At 47.2% G+C, this 15,655-nt stretch carries 15 protein-coding genes; 3 read left to right on the top strand and 12 right to left on the bottom strand.

What is annotated here, in order from left to right:
* Positions 1 to 108: 108 nt before the first annotated feature.
* Both NO559_RS14560 and NO559_RS14555 read right to left on the bottom strand, forming a co-directional pair.
* Positions 109 to 975 carry a phage integrase N-terminal domain-containing protein gene (locus tag NO559_RS14560; protein ID WP_096910791.1) on the bottom strand — a complete coding sequence of 289 codons (867 nt, stop codon included), beginning with the start codon at positions 973 to 975 and terminating at the stop codon, positions 109 to 111.
* Positions 976 to 1,820: 845 nt separating this feature from the next.
* Positions 1,821 to 2,870 carry a DUF4062 domain-containing protein gene (locus NO559_RS14555; protein WP_258332598.1) on the bottom strand — a complete coding sequence of 350 codons (1,050 nt, stop codon included), beginning with the start codon at positions 2,868 to 2,870 and terminating at the stop codon, positions 1,821 to 1,823.
* A gap of 543 nt (positions 2,871 to 3,413) precedes the next feature.
* On the opposite strand from NO559_RS14555, the gene NO559_RS14550 reads away from it, so the two are divergent.
* Complete coding sequence (locus NO559_RS14550; RefSeq protein ID WP_258332597.1) at positions 3,414 to 3,848, top strand: DUF6908 domain-containing protein; 435 nt, start codon at positions 3,414 to 3,416, stop codon at positions 3,846 to 3,848.
* 57 nt (positions 3,849 to 3,905) lie between these two features.
* Here the strand turns inward: NO559_RS14550 and NO559_RS14545 are convergent, their stop codons facing one another.
* A complete protein-coding gene (locus tag NO559_RS14545) occupies positions 3,906 to 4,127 on the bottom strand; it encodes an AlpA family transcriptional regulator (protein WP_258332596.1) in 222 nt (73 codons plus the stop codon).
* A 121-nt stretch (positions 4,128 to 4,248) separates the two neighbouring features.
* Complete coding sequence (locus NO559_RS14540; RefSeq protein WP_258332595.1) at positions 4,249 to 5,520, bottom strand: site-specific integrase; 1,272 nt, start codon at positions 5,518 to 5,520, stop codon at positions 4,249 to 4,251.
* A gap of 283 nt (positions 5,521 to 5,803) precedes the next feature.
* On the opposite strand from NO559_RS14540, the gene mutS reads away from it, so the two are divergent.
* Both mutS and fdxA read left to right on the top strand, forming a co-directional pair.
* Positions 5,804 to 8,362, top strand: a complete 2,559-nt coding sequence (gene mutS / locus NO559_RS14535; protein ID WP_258332594.1) for a DNA mismatch repair protein MutS — start codon at positions 5,804 to 5,806, stop codon at positions 8,360 to 8,362.
* 317 nt (positions 8,363 to 8,679) lie between these two features.
* A complete protein-coding gene (gene fdxA / locus NO559_RS14530; protein ID WP_258332593.1) occupies positions 8,680 to 9,003 on the top strand; it encodes a ferredoxin FdxA in 324 nt (107 codons plus the stop codon).
* Between the two features lie 131 nt (positions 9,004 to 9,134).
* Here fdxA and rpoS read toward each other — a convergent pair whose 3' ends face one another.
* The 8 genes from rpoS to ftsB form a co-directional block, all read right to left on the bottom strand.
* The gene (gene rpoS / locus NO559_RS14525; RefSeq protein ID WP_258332592.1) at positions 9,135 to 10,160 is read right to left on the bottom strand and encodes an RNA polymerase sigma factor RpoS; all 1,026 of its coding nucleotides are present in this window, start codon (positions 10,158 to 10,160) and stop codon (positions 9,135 to 9,137) included.
* Positions 10,161 to 10,307: 147 nt separating this feature from the next.
* A complete protein-coding gene (locus NO559_RS14520) occupies positions 10,308 to 11,093 on the bottom strand; it encodes a peptidoglycan DD-metalloendopeptidase family protein (RefSeq protein WP_258332591.1) in 786 nt (261 codons plus the stop codon).
* Positions 11,094 to 11,318: 225 nt separating this feature from the next.
* The gene (locus tag NO559_RS14515) at positions 11,319 to 12,245 is read right to left on the bottom strand and encodes a DUF368 domain-containing protein (protein ID WP_258332590.1); all 927 of its coding nucleotides are present in this window, start codon (positions 12,243 to 12,245) and stop codon (positions 11,319 to 11,321) included.
* A gap of 73 nt (positions 12,246 to 12,318) precedes the next feature.
* The gene (locus tag NO559_RS14510; RefSeq protein WP_258332589.1) at positions 12,319 to 12,984 is read right to left on the bottom strand and encodes a protein-L-isoaspartate(D-aspartate) O-methyltransferase; all 666 of its coding nucleotides are present in this window, start codon (positions 12,982 to 12,984) and stop codon (positions 12,319 to 12,321) included.
* A gap of 55 nt (positions 12,985 to 13,039) precedes the next feature.
* Entirely contained in the window at positions 13,040 to 14,104 is a 1,065-nt protein-coding gene (truD, locus tag NO559_RS14505; RefSeq protein WP_258332588.1) for a tRNA pseudouridine(13) synthase TruD, read from the bottom strand.
* The gene (gene ispF, locus NO559_RS14500; protein WP_258332587.1) at positions 14,101 to 14,577 is read right to left on the bottom strand and encodes a 2-C-methyl-D-erythritol 2,4-cyclodiphosphate synthase; all 477 of its coding nucleotides are present in this window, start codon (positions 14,575 to 14,577) and stop codon (positions 14,101 to 14,103) included. The genes truD and ispF overlap by 4 nt, the downstream gene beginning before the upstream one ends.
* Positions 14,578 to 14,579: 2 nt before the next feature.
* Positions 14,580 to 15,287, bottom strand: coding sequence for a 2-C-methyl-D-erythritol 4-phosphate cytidylyltransferase (ispD, locus tag NO559_RS14495; protein ID WP_258332586.1), 708 nt, complete (start codon positions 15,285 to 15,287; stop codon positions 14,580 to 14,582).
* Positions 15,284 to 15,577, bottom strand: a complete 294-nt coding sequence (gene ftsB, locus NO559_RS14490) for a cell division protein FtsB (protein ID WP_258332585.1) — start codon at positions 15,575 to 15,577, stop codon at positions 15,284 to 15,286. The genes ispD and ftsB overlap by 4 nt, the downstream gene beginning before the upstream one ends.
* Positions 15,578 to 15,655: the final 78 nt, after the last annotated feature.

The following is a 15,655-nucleotide window of genomic DNA, read 5'->3' as shown; positions in this document are numbered from 1 at the left end:
GGACATGAGCAGTCAGATTATGCGTAGGATTTAATGGTTTTATGTAAAGTCCTGGAGACCTTTAGTCAGTGAAATCAAGGCCTCCAGCTTCTTGCTGTACATAAAAACTTACCGCCCCAAATATACCGCCGTGATTTGCTCACGCTCATGACCGAGTTCCTGAGAAATCGCCCAGCGGGCTACCTGATCATTCGCGCGCTCCTCTTCAGTGAGTTCACTGCTAGATGGGCCACCACAGGCGGGTGCCTGTTTTCCGGTGAGTTCGTAATACCGCTCTTGCGCATAGCGGTGACGCAGACCATGCAACTTGGATAGCCCTGCCTTTTGCGTCTCACGTTCATAGAGGCGCATTTGCTGAACATACATCAGGTGAGATGGAATCAATGAGCCTTTCCCGGCTACCAATCGCGCGCGCCTGAGAACATCTCGCTGCTCATCGGTACGTATAGGAATTTCCCGCGCCCGCCCTCCTTTACACCAGGTAGATTTCAGGCGAATGTAGGTATTTCGGTCTGCGTAGTCCGGGCTGAACTTGATCGCTTCTTCACGTCGCAGGCCAAAGGCTTTTTGCAGTTCCAGGCTGATTCTTAAATGCGGATCGCTGATTTTTTCAAGCAGCTCCTGATCCAGGTCACGCGCTTTCGACACGTTAGTAACAAAGACCCGAGAGTCAATGCCGTAATAGGCATTGTCCTTAGCCACGACATTTTGCTTACCGATTTTTTCAGCCCACCAACGCAATGCGGCGAGACGATTTTTTATCGTACCGGGAGTTAGCCCTTCTTCGAGATATTTGGCGACCAACGCATCAACATGTTTAGGTTTGAGAGATTTCGCCTCCATACGCCGATAGCCCAATTCATTAAGATGATTCGCCATCGTTTGTAACAACTGGAAACGTTCAGCCTGAGTACTACGGCTGCCATCCTGATTGCGCTGACACAAATCCTTTAATTGGTAATTGAGATCTTTCACAGACAACTCCTCGTCGAGAAATAAAACGTGCTTATATTCTCGACAAAGGGAAGTATTGAGTCGTGGAATAACCTTTCAGCCAGAAAAGTAAAAATTCACTACGAAGTGGAATAATAAACCAGCAGAACCATTGCCTTGGCGACAAAAAGGGAAATTCATCTATCAAAAAACTAACTGGAATTTTATCAACAGCTTCTTTGGGCCGTTTTACGATCCTATTGGATAGGGAGAACTGTTTTTGATTGTCTATTCGTTCCGGTCAGGTTTATTGTCTGTTCTTGTATAGAAATGACTGTTCAGAACAGACAAAACGTCTTTCAAAACAGACATGCGACCGTTCAGAACGGTCACCATAAAACTGGAACAGTGCGGTGTTAAAGTCTTGGTCAGTGTTTATGACTATCCAGCCACCGCAGTGAATGGAGAAGCAATCTTATTGATTACTAACGTCACGGGACACCACTCCCACAAACCTGAATAGCGGCATAACCAACAGTGCCAATCCCCGGATGGGTACGACGCTGTTTCGTTTTCACGCTTTAGACAGTACTACTACTTTCGTTTTTTCTTTTGCCAGGCATTCCTCCTTATTTACGTATAAAGCTAAGTGATAAGTCACTCATCGCGGTTGCGTGAATCAGCTTGAAAAGCCCTTTCGAGCCGGTTTGCTATTGAGGATGCAATAGCCACATATGGAATCTGTATTATCGATGAATAGGGTTAGAAGAACCCTGATAATGCTTTCGTCATGTTAGAAAAGTTACTGTAGGATAGATTTCGTAAGGGCTCGCACCCCACGTCACTGCATTTTATTTGCAGTGACGTGGGGTAGCATCTTTGCACAATTATTCATTGTTTGAATTGTAACGGAATATTCTCGCCATTCGATTAACACATTGCTCAACCCACTCGTTGTAGCTTCCTTCTGTCAAAGGCAGAAAGAGCCTGCTGAAATCTGCCTCTTCGTCTTTTGAAAACATGCGCATCGTCATTGACGAACCGCCCGGCGAATTAGCGACATAGGTATTTTCCATATTGCATAGCGCGATATGCACATACCCTGAATTAGCGGCAATCACATGCCTAAAACCTTTTGCGATGCTAACAAGGGTTTGCGGCGGCGCAAAATGTCCCGAGAAAAACCCTTCGCTGGTTTGTGTCGGATTAGCCGTGAGCACCGTCAAACCATTTGCGCAAAAATAGACGCTGCATTTTCCACTACTGAACCCCGTCCAATGCGCATGATCAATCAATTCATACCCATCTCGAAATTGGGTGACGCCGCCTTGGCAAAGACGCGCGAAGTAGTCATCCATTTTCTGTTCTAAAGCAATGATGTCAGTCACTCGCTCCGGTTGCGGTAGAAACGCAAGTATTAATTGAGGACCATCCTGATAACCATGCCTCTCGTTTATCACTTGCTCAATAAGTGTTTTGAAGGCTTCTTCCGAGACCGCCTGGCTCATAGTGTCGATATGGCGCAAAGCTTTGACGATTTCATTGTTCAACTCCAACTCTGTGCTAAAACCGGCTCGAAATACCCCAGCCTGATACGCTTCAACTTCAGCAATAAACGCCTGCTGCCGTGCATCATCTACAGGGGTTTGTTGGATAAAAGCCAATATTGATTTCCCGGTAGCCTTAGCGGCCTCGAATTCGGCTTGCGTAACAGATATGCCCTCCGGCGTCTCATAACCATAGGCTGATCCCAAAATGAGCAAATACACGTCACATTGCTCAACTTCATGGATACACGCTTTCTCTGATGAATAGGGCCTTGCGGAAAATGCTTCACACATAACCGGGGTTTGGTCCATTAATGTGATGGCCTGTTTTGCGGCACCTCGAAACGCCTCCATCCCTCCAACCACAGAACTTACAAATACCTTATTCAATTAACGACCCTCACTAAAATAAAACGATTATTCAACTATTTGATGGCGGCTTAGCTCACCCTTACTTCTAAACTATTTGTCCACATGATTGATTAGCCATTAATCGATGCGATGTTATGAATAGCTTACCGTACTACTATTACACCAGCCATCACGTTTCCGCTAGGTTTCACTATCAAGCCACTTACCACACCCAGTGTGCTGGGCATTTTAACGGGCTTTACCGGGTTCGCTGAACGCTCATTCCCCTGCGGGGAACTGCCGCCCTTACAATCCCTAATGCTTCATCCCTCTGGGCTGCTTAAATTCAGCAATAAACCCACGCTAATCCAACCCCACTAGGGGCTTTGCCCCACGCGCATTGCAAGTGCAAGGCTTCGCGCTTCCTCACCCGTTCAGATTCCCCCGCTTCGCTCCTCCACTTAGCTGCGGCTTCCGGTGAGCCACCTGCAATTTGCTACCCCCACGCTTCGCCAGCGGTGCAGGAGCGCAGACGGGCGCTGCGCTCGTTAAACACAATTCACAGACTCAGGGTTAACTACTATGAGAAAGACTATTTATGAAACTAACTACGACCGACTGATCAAGCTAGGCGTTATTGCCAAAGACGGTGCAATGCCGAAGCCCTACAGCAAAAGCCACACGAATGGTTTTATGGATTTAGTGCTGGAAAGAGTCGAACATATGGATGACGTATCAGGGAACTCTGGCATTGCGTTTTCAATGGCGCATTATTTCCGGCAAAACGGTGATCTTTGTAAAGATCCGGAAATGGTTGTCATCGTTTATCCAGCATTACAAATGGTTGAGGCTTTGACCTTTGAACAGTCCCTGCCACCGATCTATCAGGTAGTATTTCCTGAACCCGGTAAATTTTACCCTCAATTCAGAAAAGAGCTGAATGGATTTCTGCGACTATGGTTGAATAACCTTATTGATCAGGGGCATGGTAATAATTGGGTAGAAAATAACCCATAGCAAACCAACATTCGAACTGTAAATAATATTAACGTGCTCGGTGACTAATTCATTTGGTTAATCGAGCACTTCCTGCTCATCAATCCATTGCAGAATTGACGACATGCGCCACCCAATCATTCTACCACTTCCCAATTTTATCGGTGCAGGAAACTTATTATTTTGCCGCCAACGCCAAAGCGTAACAGAACTAACCCCTAAAATTTTTGCTAGCTCAGCCTGTCGAACAATACGATCAGCGGAAGCAATATCACTTCGTTGAATATCTACCATGCGCATACACCTCCTACATTAGTAGATTGATCCTACCGCACTAGAAGGGACTCGCTACCAATAAGCCTCCTGTTAACAAAGAAAGAAAAATGCACTTAATTAAAAGCAGAGCTGTAATAACAATAAATCAGACCGTCATTTCATCAAGATAATCAGCCCACTTTTGTAACCAGACTCCCGCTTCTTTTTCATATTTATGAAGATCATAAGTGCCTTCTATACCACTGCGGCTATGGCCCAGAATGGCTTCGGCAACTTCACTTGGGCATCCCATCCGAGACAAGCCCGTTCTCACCGTTCGCCTTAAATCATGAGGTGTCCAGTGTTCAATGTTCAGCATCCTGCCGGAAGTGCGAAGGTGCCACGCCTGCTCGGTGAGCGTTTTTTGCTGGATGGGTTTTCCTGTTTTCTGCGAGGGGAATAAACAATCACCCGTTGTCAATTTTAACTGCTCCAAGAATGCAACTGCCTGAACTGGCAATTGAACATACCGCTCTATACCTGTCTTGGTATCGGTAAGGTGCCAGGTCTTTTTAACGAGATCTATGTCTTGCCAATGCGCATTACAGACCTCACCTGTTCTACAGGCCGTCCATAATGTAAACCTAAGAACATTTTTTTGGGTGGGTGTAAAAACAGACCCCGGCAACCAGGCTAAGAAGGCTTTAATTTCCTGTTCTGACAAAGTACGTTTGCCTCGCTCAGACGTAAGCCTGATTTTTGCCTGCCGTAAACTATTTTTTGCCAATAAGGCAGGGTTGGCGAAACCATCATCAAATCGATCTAGGCCAATTGCGAATTCGTAAGCAGCTGACAACTCCCGTAAAACATTACCTGCCTGGACATTAGCCCCCCGCTCCACAATGTCCATAATCATCAGCACAACATCTTTTCTGGTTATTTTGCATGCAGGCCTGCGACCCAAAACCAGGACGGCATCGCCATAAAGGGTTCGCCTTACTTCTTTTTGGCCTTTCTTTTTACGAGCACCATGGATCAACTTGCCGTCAACCTCGCGGTCTTCTATGTAACTCTTTAGATACAGATCCACTAGCTGCTTGACCGTCAGTCTTTGCTCTTTAGGCGCATCTTTGAATTGCTGCTTTTCCAGATTTTGCTCTGCCGCTGGACAACGCCCATCACCTCTTGCCAGCTTTAGATCCTGTAGCTTTAATCTGGCGTCAGCAAGGGATATGGACGGAAAATGGCCGATCACTATTTGAGCCAGTTTATGGGTTACCGGGCTGGTATAACGATAGAAGAAGGTTGTTGTACCACCTCTACCACAACGTACCCTCAAACCTCTGTTTTCACCCGTATCCACCAAAACTTTATTGCCTGGCTTCATTGCTTTAAGTGCCATCGTTGATAAAGGTTTGGTATTCTGTTGGTTTGTCATTACTCCTCCTTGTAATCGGGCGGCTTCAACCAGCTGTTAGTCAATGACTTAGACTGCGATCAAGTTTAAAAGTGTAACATTTAGAGAGCAACTTTTTTATCACTAAAAAGTGTTACACTTAATGTTACACTTATTTGCGCAAAAACACGATATTTATTGAAATTTCACGAGCTTACAATCACATAGAAATATTCGATTAATTACACAAAAAACCTTATAAAACAGTATGATAATGAAAAATACTTCAATAAAATCAAGCACAAGCAATAACGAACACACACCAATGATGCAGCAATTCCTTAAAATTAAAGCCCAGCATCCCCATGAAATGGTGTTTTATCGCATGGGTGATTTTTACGAGCTGTTTTTTGACGATGCCAAAAAGGCTGCCGAGGTGCTGGATATTACCCTTACCGCTAGGGGCAAGTCCGGTGGCGAACCCATACCCATGGCGGGCATACCCTATCACTCGGCGGATGGTTATTTAGCACGCTTAGTTAAAGCGGGCATTTCAGTGGCTATTTGCGAGCAAGTGGGCGACCCCGCCACCAGTAAGGGCCCGGTAGAGCGCAAGGTGATGCGCATAGTCACCCCCGGTACCGTCAGTGATGAAGCTTTATTAGAAGACAGACGCGACAATCTGCTGCTGGCCATTAACCAGCAAGGCGAGCACTTTGGCATCGCCAGCCTGGATATAGGCAGCGGCCGCTTTCAGGTGTTTGAGGTTAGCGGCATAGATGCCGTACTGGGCGAGGTGCAACGGCTGGACCCCGCCGAGATTTTAATACCCGACAGCCTGGACCACAGCGATGCTTTTAACCGCAAAGGCCTGCGCCGCCGCCCGGTGTGGGAGTTTGAGCTGGAAACCGCCCAGCGCCTGCTAACCCAGCAGTTTCACACCAAAGACCTCACCGGCTTTGGCTGCGCCGAGCTCACCTTGGCCATTACCGCTGCTGGCTGCCTGCTGCAATACGCCCAAGAGACCCAGCGCACCGCCCTGCCCCATATACAAAATATCGTCCATGAAAAGCGTGAAGACAGCGTTATTTTAGATGCCGCCACTCGCCGCAACCTGGAAATAGACATCAACCTTAATGGCGATAGCGAATACACTCTGCAGTGGATTATGGACCGCAGTAAAACCGCCATGGGCAGCCGCCTGCTGCGCCGCTGGCTAAACCGGCCGTTGGCGAATTTGGCGCAAATACGCCAGCGCCAAGATGCCATACAAGCGCTATTACACAACTACCACTTTGAAAGCCTGCGCGACATACTCAAGCCCGTGGGTGATATGGAGCGCATCCTGGCCCGTGTCGCCCTGCGCTCAGCCAGACCTCGCGACCTGTCACGGCTACTGCAATCCTTATCCGTATTGCCCGCCCTGCAGCAACACTGCCGGGACATTAGCGCCAGCCAAATACAGCAACTGGCGCAACAGGCTGGTATTTACCCCGAAACCACCGAGCTATTAGACCGTGCCATCATAGATAACCCGCCGGTAGTGATACGCGATGGCGGGGTTATTGCCGAAGGCTACGATGTCGAGCTGGACGAGCTGCGTGCGCTTAGCAGCAACGCTGGCCAATTTCTTATCGACCTGGAAACCCGCGAACGTGAACGCACCGGCATAGCCACCTTAAAAGTGGGCTTTAACCGCGTGCATGGCTATTTTATAGAAATCAGCAAGGGCCAGTCCGCCAAGGCGCCTACCGAGTACATACGCAGGCAAACCTTAAAAAATGCTGAGCGCTATATCACCCCCGAGCTTAAAGAGTTTGAAGACAAGGCACTCAGCGCCAAGAGCCGCGCCCTTAGCCGCGAAAAAATGCTCTATGAAGAGTTAATCGAAAACCTCAACCAACAACTGCGCCAATTGCAGGATACCGCTGCCGCCCTAGCCGAACTGGACGTGCTGGCCAACCTGGCTGAGCGCGCCGACCAGCTCACCCTGTGCCGCCCCAATTTTGTGGATCAGCCCTGCATCAACATAGAGCAGGGACGCCACTTAGTGGTAGAGGCGGTAATGGACGAGCCCTTTATACCCAATGATGTGAAGCTGGACGACAGCCGCCGCATGCTAATTGTTACCGGCCCTAACATGGGCGGTAAGTCTACCTATATGCGCCAAACCGCGGTAATTACCCTGCTGGCTCATGTGGGCAGCTTTGTACCAGCACAGGCCGTGACCCTAGGTTTAACCGATCAAATCTTTACCCGCATAGGTTCCTCAGACGACCTGGCCGGTGGCCGCTCTACCTTTATGGTAGAGATGACCGAAACCGCCAACATCCTGCACAACGCCAGCGAACGCAGCCTGGTATTAATGGATGAGATAGGCCGCGGCACCAGCACCTTTGACGGTCTGTCGCTGGCCTGGGCCGCCGCCGTGCATTTGGCCGAGCAGGTTAAAGCCTTTACCCTGTTCGCCACCCATTATTTTGAGCTCACCAGCCTGCCCGAGGATTACCCCCAGGTCAGCAATGTGCACCTAGATGCCACCGAGCACAACGACCACATCGTGTTTTTGCACAGCATACAAGAAGGCCCCGCCAGCAAGAGCTACGGCTTACAGGTAGCCAAGCTGGCAGGCATACCCAAGCCCGTGGTAGATGCCGCTAAACACAAGCTACAACAGCTGGAAAGCGGCTCCGCTGCCGAGGCTTCGCAACCTATAGCCACTGCCAGCAAGGCCATACCCGCAACGCCTGCTAGCAGCTCACCGCAACCCGACATGTTTGCCATGGCCGAGCACCCTGCGGTGAGTAAGTTGAATAACATCAACCCCGATAATCTCAGTGCTAAGCAGGCGCTGGATTTGTTGTATGAGCTTAAAAGTCTCTAGCTTGTAGTCGCTGGCCTCTAGTTGAAAACAAAAGGCTGGTAGTTATGGACTCCGGCGTGCGCCGGAGTGACGGGTTAAGAGTATATGGATAGATAATGGGTCATACCGGCGTCTGCCGGTATCCATAACACCAACCTTTGCCTAAATGTCGTATTTCTAATGCCTAAGCACTATCGACTACCCTCTAGAGACTAGCTTCTATCGACTAGAGACTTCCCACTAGCGACTCCAAACTAGCGACTACAAAAACTTAATGATAAACTGCGCGCCGTTAGCCTACGGGCCTGCTGTAATTATCTTGAAATCGAGGCAAAGCAATGACATTTGTAGTTGGGGAAAACTGTATTAAGTGCAAGCACACTGACTGTGTAGAGGTGTGCCCAGTAGACTGTTTTTACGAAGGCCCAAACTTTCTTGTTATCCACCCCGATGAGTGCATAGATTGCGCCCTGTGTGAGCCAGAATGCCCGGTGGATGCTATTTACTCTGAGGACGAGTTGCCCGAGGATCAATTGGCATTTTTAGAGCTCAATGCCGAGCTGGCCGAAGAGTGGCCCAATATTACTGAAATGAAAGAAGCTCCTGCTGATGCTGAGGAGTGGGATGGCAAGCCTAATAAGTTGGAGCTGTTGGAGCGTTAAGTACGCATCGCAATATAGGGCAGATAAAAAAATGGGGTCAGAAAAAAATGGGGTCAGAGTAAATTTACTCGACCCCATTTTTTGTTTTTACGGTATTGATTTAGGGCAAATTTACTCTGACCCCGTTTTTGCTACTGACCAGCAAATACCGACTCACTACTCAAACCCTGCTTCTCTAAAATATCCCGCAAACGTTTAAGTGCCTCTACCTGTATCTGCCGCACCCGCTCACGGGTTAAGCCTATTTCCCTACCCACTTCTTCCAACGTGCTGGTTTCATAGCCACGCAAACCAAAACGACGGGCAACGACCTCGCGTTGTTTTTCGGTCAGCTCGCCTAACCAATCGCCTATGCTCGCGCGCATATCGTCATCTTGTAGCAAGGATGCTGGGTCAGACACATGCACATCGGCTATGGTGTCTAGTAAAGATTTATCCGACTCAGGGCCCAGGGGTGTATCTATAGAAGCAACACGCTCGTTTAAACCCAACATGCGCTTAACATCGTCTACCGGCTTATCTAATAACTCGGCTATCTCTTCTGGTGAAGGTTCGTGATCTAACTTTTGGGTTAGCTCACGGGCTGCCCGCAAATAAACATTTAACTCTTTCACCACATGTATGGGTAAGCGTATGGTGCGGGTTTGATTCATAATGGCACGCTCTATGGTTTGACGTATCCACCAAGTCGCGTAAGTTGAAAAGCGAAAGCCGCGTTCGGGGTCGAATTTTTCAACCGCGCGAATCAGGCCTAAGTTACCCTCTTCAATTAAATCTAATAAGGTTAAACCGCGGTTAACATAGCGGCGTGCTATTTTAACCACCAAGCGCAGGTTACTTTCTATCATGCGCTTGCGCCCCGCCTCTTCACCGCGCATGGCCATGCGAGCAAAATACACTTCTTCTTCGGGAGTTAATAAGGGGGAGAAACCAATCTCGTTTAAATATAACTGGGTGGCATCTAGTGTTTTTTGAAAACGGTCTGCGGGGAGTTTTATGGATTTGGATTTTTGTTTTGCTTTAGGAGCTCCAAGTAACTCCTCGTTATCATCATCGCTATCGTCCAGATCAAGATCTATTTCATTAACATCAAAATCTCCGGCAACAATTTTATCAAACTCAATTTTGCCTAAACTCTCTTCCCGTGTCGCTTCCATATATTCCACCCTCTCTCTTGGGTTATAAGACTACTAAGCTAATACCTAAACTCAACAGTTTTTCTGGTATAGCAGCCTCTCACAACTTGGCTAAACTCAGTACTCTTTAACTGTAACTACATGTTTATTACAGGTAAAACACGTCATCTAACTTCTTTTGGGCAACAAACTTATAGGGTTTACCGGTTTGCCATCACGTCGAATTTCAAAATGCAATTTAACGCGATTGGTACTGGTGCCGGTATCTCCCATTTCAGCAATCTTTTGGCCAACTTTAATCATCTGACCTTCGTTGACCAACAGCTTGCTGTTGTGTGCATAGGCACTTAAATAACTTTCGCCATGCTTAAGGATTATCAACTTGCCATAACCCGCTAAGCCACTGCCAGCGTAAACTACCTTGCCACTGTTTGCTGCCAATACAGACTCTCGCAAATCACCATGAAGATCAATACCTTTGTGTTGCGGTGCGGCAGTGCGAAACGGCTTAGTCACTCTGCCCTTAGCTGGCCACTGCCAATGAAAGGGGTAGCCCTTGGGCAAAGTTTCTTGCGCCGTTTTTTTATAAGCACTGGCACTATTAACTGCTGTAACAGCGGTGACTTTTGGTGAAGGTTTAGAAGCCTGGCGAGCCGCTATCACTGGCGACTTCTTAGCTGCAGATGTTACCTTTCCCTTGTCGTTCAGTAACACTTTGTTACCCGGATGGATAATATAAGGGGCTGCAATATTGTTAGTTGCCGCTAACCCTCGAACATCTAAATCATAGCGCCAAGCGATGGAGTAAAGTGTTTCCCCGCGGCTAACTATATGATGTTTATTAAAAGAGAAAGGGGTTTTAGAGCGATCTTCCAAGGGCGCATAGTTACTTCCCGTACCGCATGCGGAAAGCAGTAACACGCTCAATACTGTTAAAAAGGGAAGTAATCTCAAGCCAAAACCTGCTTATTTTTTAGCCGCAAAAATGCTAAGCCTAGAGAGTTGTATAGCTTTATTAATATTAAATTAAACTCTTAAAACACTGATTTTATTCAAAAAAATTATAATTTAAGTCTAGCAACTGCTTATATTTTAAGCCCTTATAATAACATCGAATATATAAGAGAGTATTTTTATATAAAAAAACAATCTAACTATTTGTGAAATATTTCATGTTTTTTAGCTTGCTTTCGTATTTTTACTACTGATTTTTTCCAACAGCAGCACCAGAGCCACCCCCGCCACGGCCATAGTTATGCAACTTACAGTTTGTGCCGGCTGCTGGGTTAGCAACTCAAAATCACCTGGCCAACGATTAGCTTGTTCCAAAGCCAGCTCTTTGCCTTTGCTATTAGTGTAGGTGCTAAGAGTTTGTTTCCAAGGCCACACTAGGTTTAATGAGCCTAACAGAAATCCCGTTAACAAACTCATGGTGAGGTAATAAAAGCGCGCTAACAACCAAGACAATAAATGGGCAAAACTCAGCAAACCCAAACCACAGCCCGCGGCAAAGCAGCTAATTAACACTAAATTTAAATCTTTTACCGCCGCCAATATAGGCCCATACAAGCCCATTAATACCAGTAAAAAACTGCCAGAAATACCTGGCAAGATCATCGCACAAATAGCAATACTACCCGCCGCAAACACTATCCAAGGGCTGGCTGTAAGCTCTGAGGGTTTAAGCTCGGTAATTAGTACTGCCAAGGCAATGCCTAGCAGCAACATTAGCAAATAAGAGCCGCGCCAGTTTTTTATCTGCTTACCCACATGCAAGGCCGATGCGATAATCAAACCAAAAAAGAAAGACCAAATTAACAAGGGGTGCTGATCCAATAAATAACTAATCACCCTGGCTAATGACAAAATGCTGGTCACTATACCCAGCAACAAAACCAACAGAAAACTACCGTTGACAGTCTCCCAAAAAGCACTAAAACCCTGCTGAGTAATCAAGCGAAGATTGCGAGGCGTAAGCGATTTAATAGCCTCTAATAAGGTGCCATAAATACCGGTAATAAATGCAATAGTGCCACCCGAAACACCGGGCACCACATCGGCAGCCCCCATGGCTAAGCCGCGCAAATAAATTCCTATTAAGGACATAGATCAGTCTCTAGTTGGTAGTCTCTAGTCGCTAGTGGTATTCCTGTATCTTTCTAGAGACTAGCGACTGTAATTACTTAATAGTGCCTGATTTAAAAGGCACAAAAAAAGCGGGCTCTATTATTTGTCGTTTTAAGCCCTGTTCGGTTTTTTCTATCAGTACTAAATCCTGCGAGGTTTCATCACCCACAGGTATCACTAAGCGGCCACCTTCGGCTAATTGTTCTATTAGCTCCGCTGGCACATCGGCAGGTGCTGCCGTAGAGATTATGCCATCGTAAGGGCCTTTATAGGGCCAGCCAAAACCGCCGTCGGCATGTTTGTATTGCACGTTACGCATTTTTAATAAGCGTAAACGCTCGCGAGCTTTATCCTGTAAAGGCTTAATTCGCTCCACACTAAAAACGCTGTCTACCAGTTGCGCCAGTATTGCGGTTTGGTAGCCCGAGCCTGTACCTACTTCTAACACCCGTTTTAAAGGGCCCGCAGCCAGCAGTAACTCAGTCATGCGCGCAACAATATAGGGCTGCGATAATGTTTGCCCATAGCCTATAGGCAAGGACTTATCTTCATAAGCCAGATGGGTAAACGCTTCATCTAAAAATATATGCCTAGCGGTTTTACTCATGGTTTCTAATACATGAATATTGCTAATGCCTTGGTCAACTAAACGCTGCACCAATCTGTCGCGGGTACGCTGGGAGGTAACTCCTATCCCGGCGAGATTTATCTGACTCACTGATTGTAGCTCCCAATACAGCCTTAACGGTTTTAATTATTGTTGTTTAGCGCGCTTACTGATCACGCTCGCGCTCCGCGCTGTGATAATCGACCAATTCTGCCATAACTGCGGTAGCAAAACAGCCGCTAGGCAATTCAAAACTTAACTCTAAAGTATCTTCATCTATAAACTGATGCTGCAGTTGCGCGGGAATTACTCGCAATGCCCTGCGCTCTGCCGTTAAACCTTGCTTTAACAAACCGGCACACAGCTCTGGGTGCTGTTCAAACACCAACTGCTCTAACGCGACTGCCTGCTCACTACAACACATAGCCAATGCCTTGCCAAACATAGGGCCGGTACTGTGGATATCACCCTGCTGTAAACGCAAGCGTATGTCCTCGGCTTCGCTTGGTTCTGGTTTAAACACACTATGGGTGCCAGCTAACATCATAATGTCGCCGGGTATATAGTCAGCCCAATTATTGTCTGCGACGCGCTTGGACAATAACTGATTAAATAATAATGAACGTGCCGCCGATAAAAACAATCCCTGCTGATTGCGGCGCGGTTTAAAGGCACCAGCAAACCAACGCTGGGCCGAACTGAGATTGCGTGCGCCGTGGCCAAAGCGCTGCTCACCAAAATAGTTAGGTACCCCCAGTTTGGCAATGGCTGTCACTCTTTCGTCTAAATAGGCTCTATCACCACTTAGCTGGCGCAAGCGTAAACGAAAATAGTTGGCTTTGTGTACACCGCGACGTAATTTACGCGGGTGACGGCTTTGTTTTAATACTTGTATTTCTGCATTATTGAGAGCGCTAAAATCGGGCGCTTGCTTGCCAGGCATCTGCACACTAAACCACTGTCGGGTTACCGCCCAGCGATCTTTCATGCCGGAAAAACTCACATTTTTAACAGCTACCTTAGCAAAAGTTGCGAGCTGCTCAGCGACAAACTGAGTATTGGCGGCGGTTTTTTCTATATAAATAAAGACATGCTCGCCTTCACCTTCGGGCTCAAAGCCTAAAATTTCATCTACAAAAAAATCTTGCGGGCTACTGCGTAATACGCCACTTAAGGTAGGGGCAGCATAGGCTTTGTGCTGCTCACTGAGTAAGCTCAGATAATCACTCATGGCTTAGCGACTAACAACACTACCGCATGGCTAGCTATGCCTTCTTTACGGCCAGCAAAGCCCAGCTTTTCCGTGGTGGTGGCTTTAACATTGATCTGTTTAATATCTACCGCTAAATCCGCAGCTATATGGCTACACATTTTTTCGGTATGGGGTGACAGCTTAGGCGCTTGTGCAATCACGGTAATATCGGCATTAGCTAGCTGATAACCCTCTTGCTGTACCAGCTGATAAACATGGCGCAGCAATACCCGGCTGTCGGCACCCGCATATTGCGCATCCGTATCGGGAAAATGCTTTCCTATATCCCCCAAAGCACAGGCACCCAATAAGGCATCGGCTAGGGCGTGTAACAAAACATCGCCATCGGAGTGCGCCAGCAAACCTTGCTCATAAGGTATGCGCACACCACCTAAAATAATTTCATTGCCGTCAGCAAAACGGTGCACATCATAACCATGACCTATACGCACGTTTAATCTTCCTCTGTGATTTGGCTTAAATAAAAGGCTGCCAGGGTTAAATCTTCGGGGCGGGTGATTTTTATATTGCTAGCCAGCCCCTCTACTACCTTGGGCTTAAACCCCAGCAACTCTATGGCTGAGGCCTCATCGGTAATGACCAAGCCTTGCGCTAAGCCCTGCTGTAAACCCTGCTGTAATAATTGATAGCGAAACATCTGTGGCGTTTGCGCGCTCCATAACTGGCTGCGATCTAAGGTGCTGTTAATGGCTTGCGCCTCACCTACCTGCTTAACGGTATCGCTAATAGGCAGCGCTAAAATACCGCCCACCTCGTCATTTTTTAAGCACGCTATTAACTTGTGTATGGATTTTTCCGCTATGCAAGGCCTGGCAACATCGTGTACCAATACCCAATCCTCAGGCTCGGCCTGTAGCACTGTTAATGCCGCCAACACTGAATCACTGCGCTCTTGGCCACCTTCTACTACGCGTATTTGGGGATGCTGCAATAAGGCTATTTGCTGCCAATGGGAGTCAGCGGCACTCACCGCTACAATAATTTCGCTAAACAGCTGGGCTTTTAGCAGTGCATTAAGCGTGTGTTCTAATACAGTTTGGCCGTTAATCTCTATGTACTGCTTGGGCTTAGCCGCCCCCACCCGCTTGCCAACACCGGCCGCAGGTACCACAGCATAGTAATTTTTTACCGGTACACTCATGGCTGGGAACTCGATTTTTTATCGTTGAGCAATAGATAGAAAGTTTCACCCTCTTTAATCATCCCCAACTCGGCGCGGGCACGCTCCTCTATAGCTTCATAGCCATTTTTTAAGCTATACACTTCGCGCTCTAATTCGGCATTACGCTGTTCTAAATTATGGGTGACCGTTTTTTGCTCAAGCAGTTTTCGCTCTAAAGAGACTATATTGGCCCAGCTGCCCTCGCCTATCCACAAGCGATATTGCAGGCCTATAAAAGCAACGATTAATAGAGGGAGTAGCCAACGCATAAGTTAAACAGCTAATTAAATAAATGGTGATTATTATCCATCGCAGGGTTAAATGCTATCTACACTTTCGCACTTTGC

Origin of the sequence: Dasania sp. GY-MA-18, from assembly GCF_024734385.1 — a bacterium.
In the GTDB taxonomy this organism is placed as follows: domain Bacteria; phylum Pseudomonadota; class Gammaproteobacteria; order Pseudomonadales; family Dasaniaceae; genus Dasania; species Dasania phycosphaerae.
Note: the sequence above shows the minus strand (reverse complement) of the source record. Positions and strands in the feature narration are given on the sequence as shown.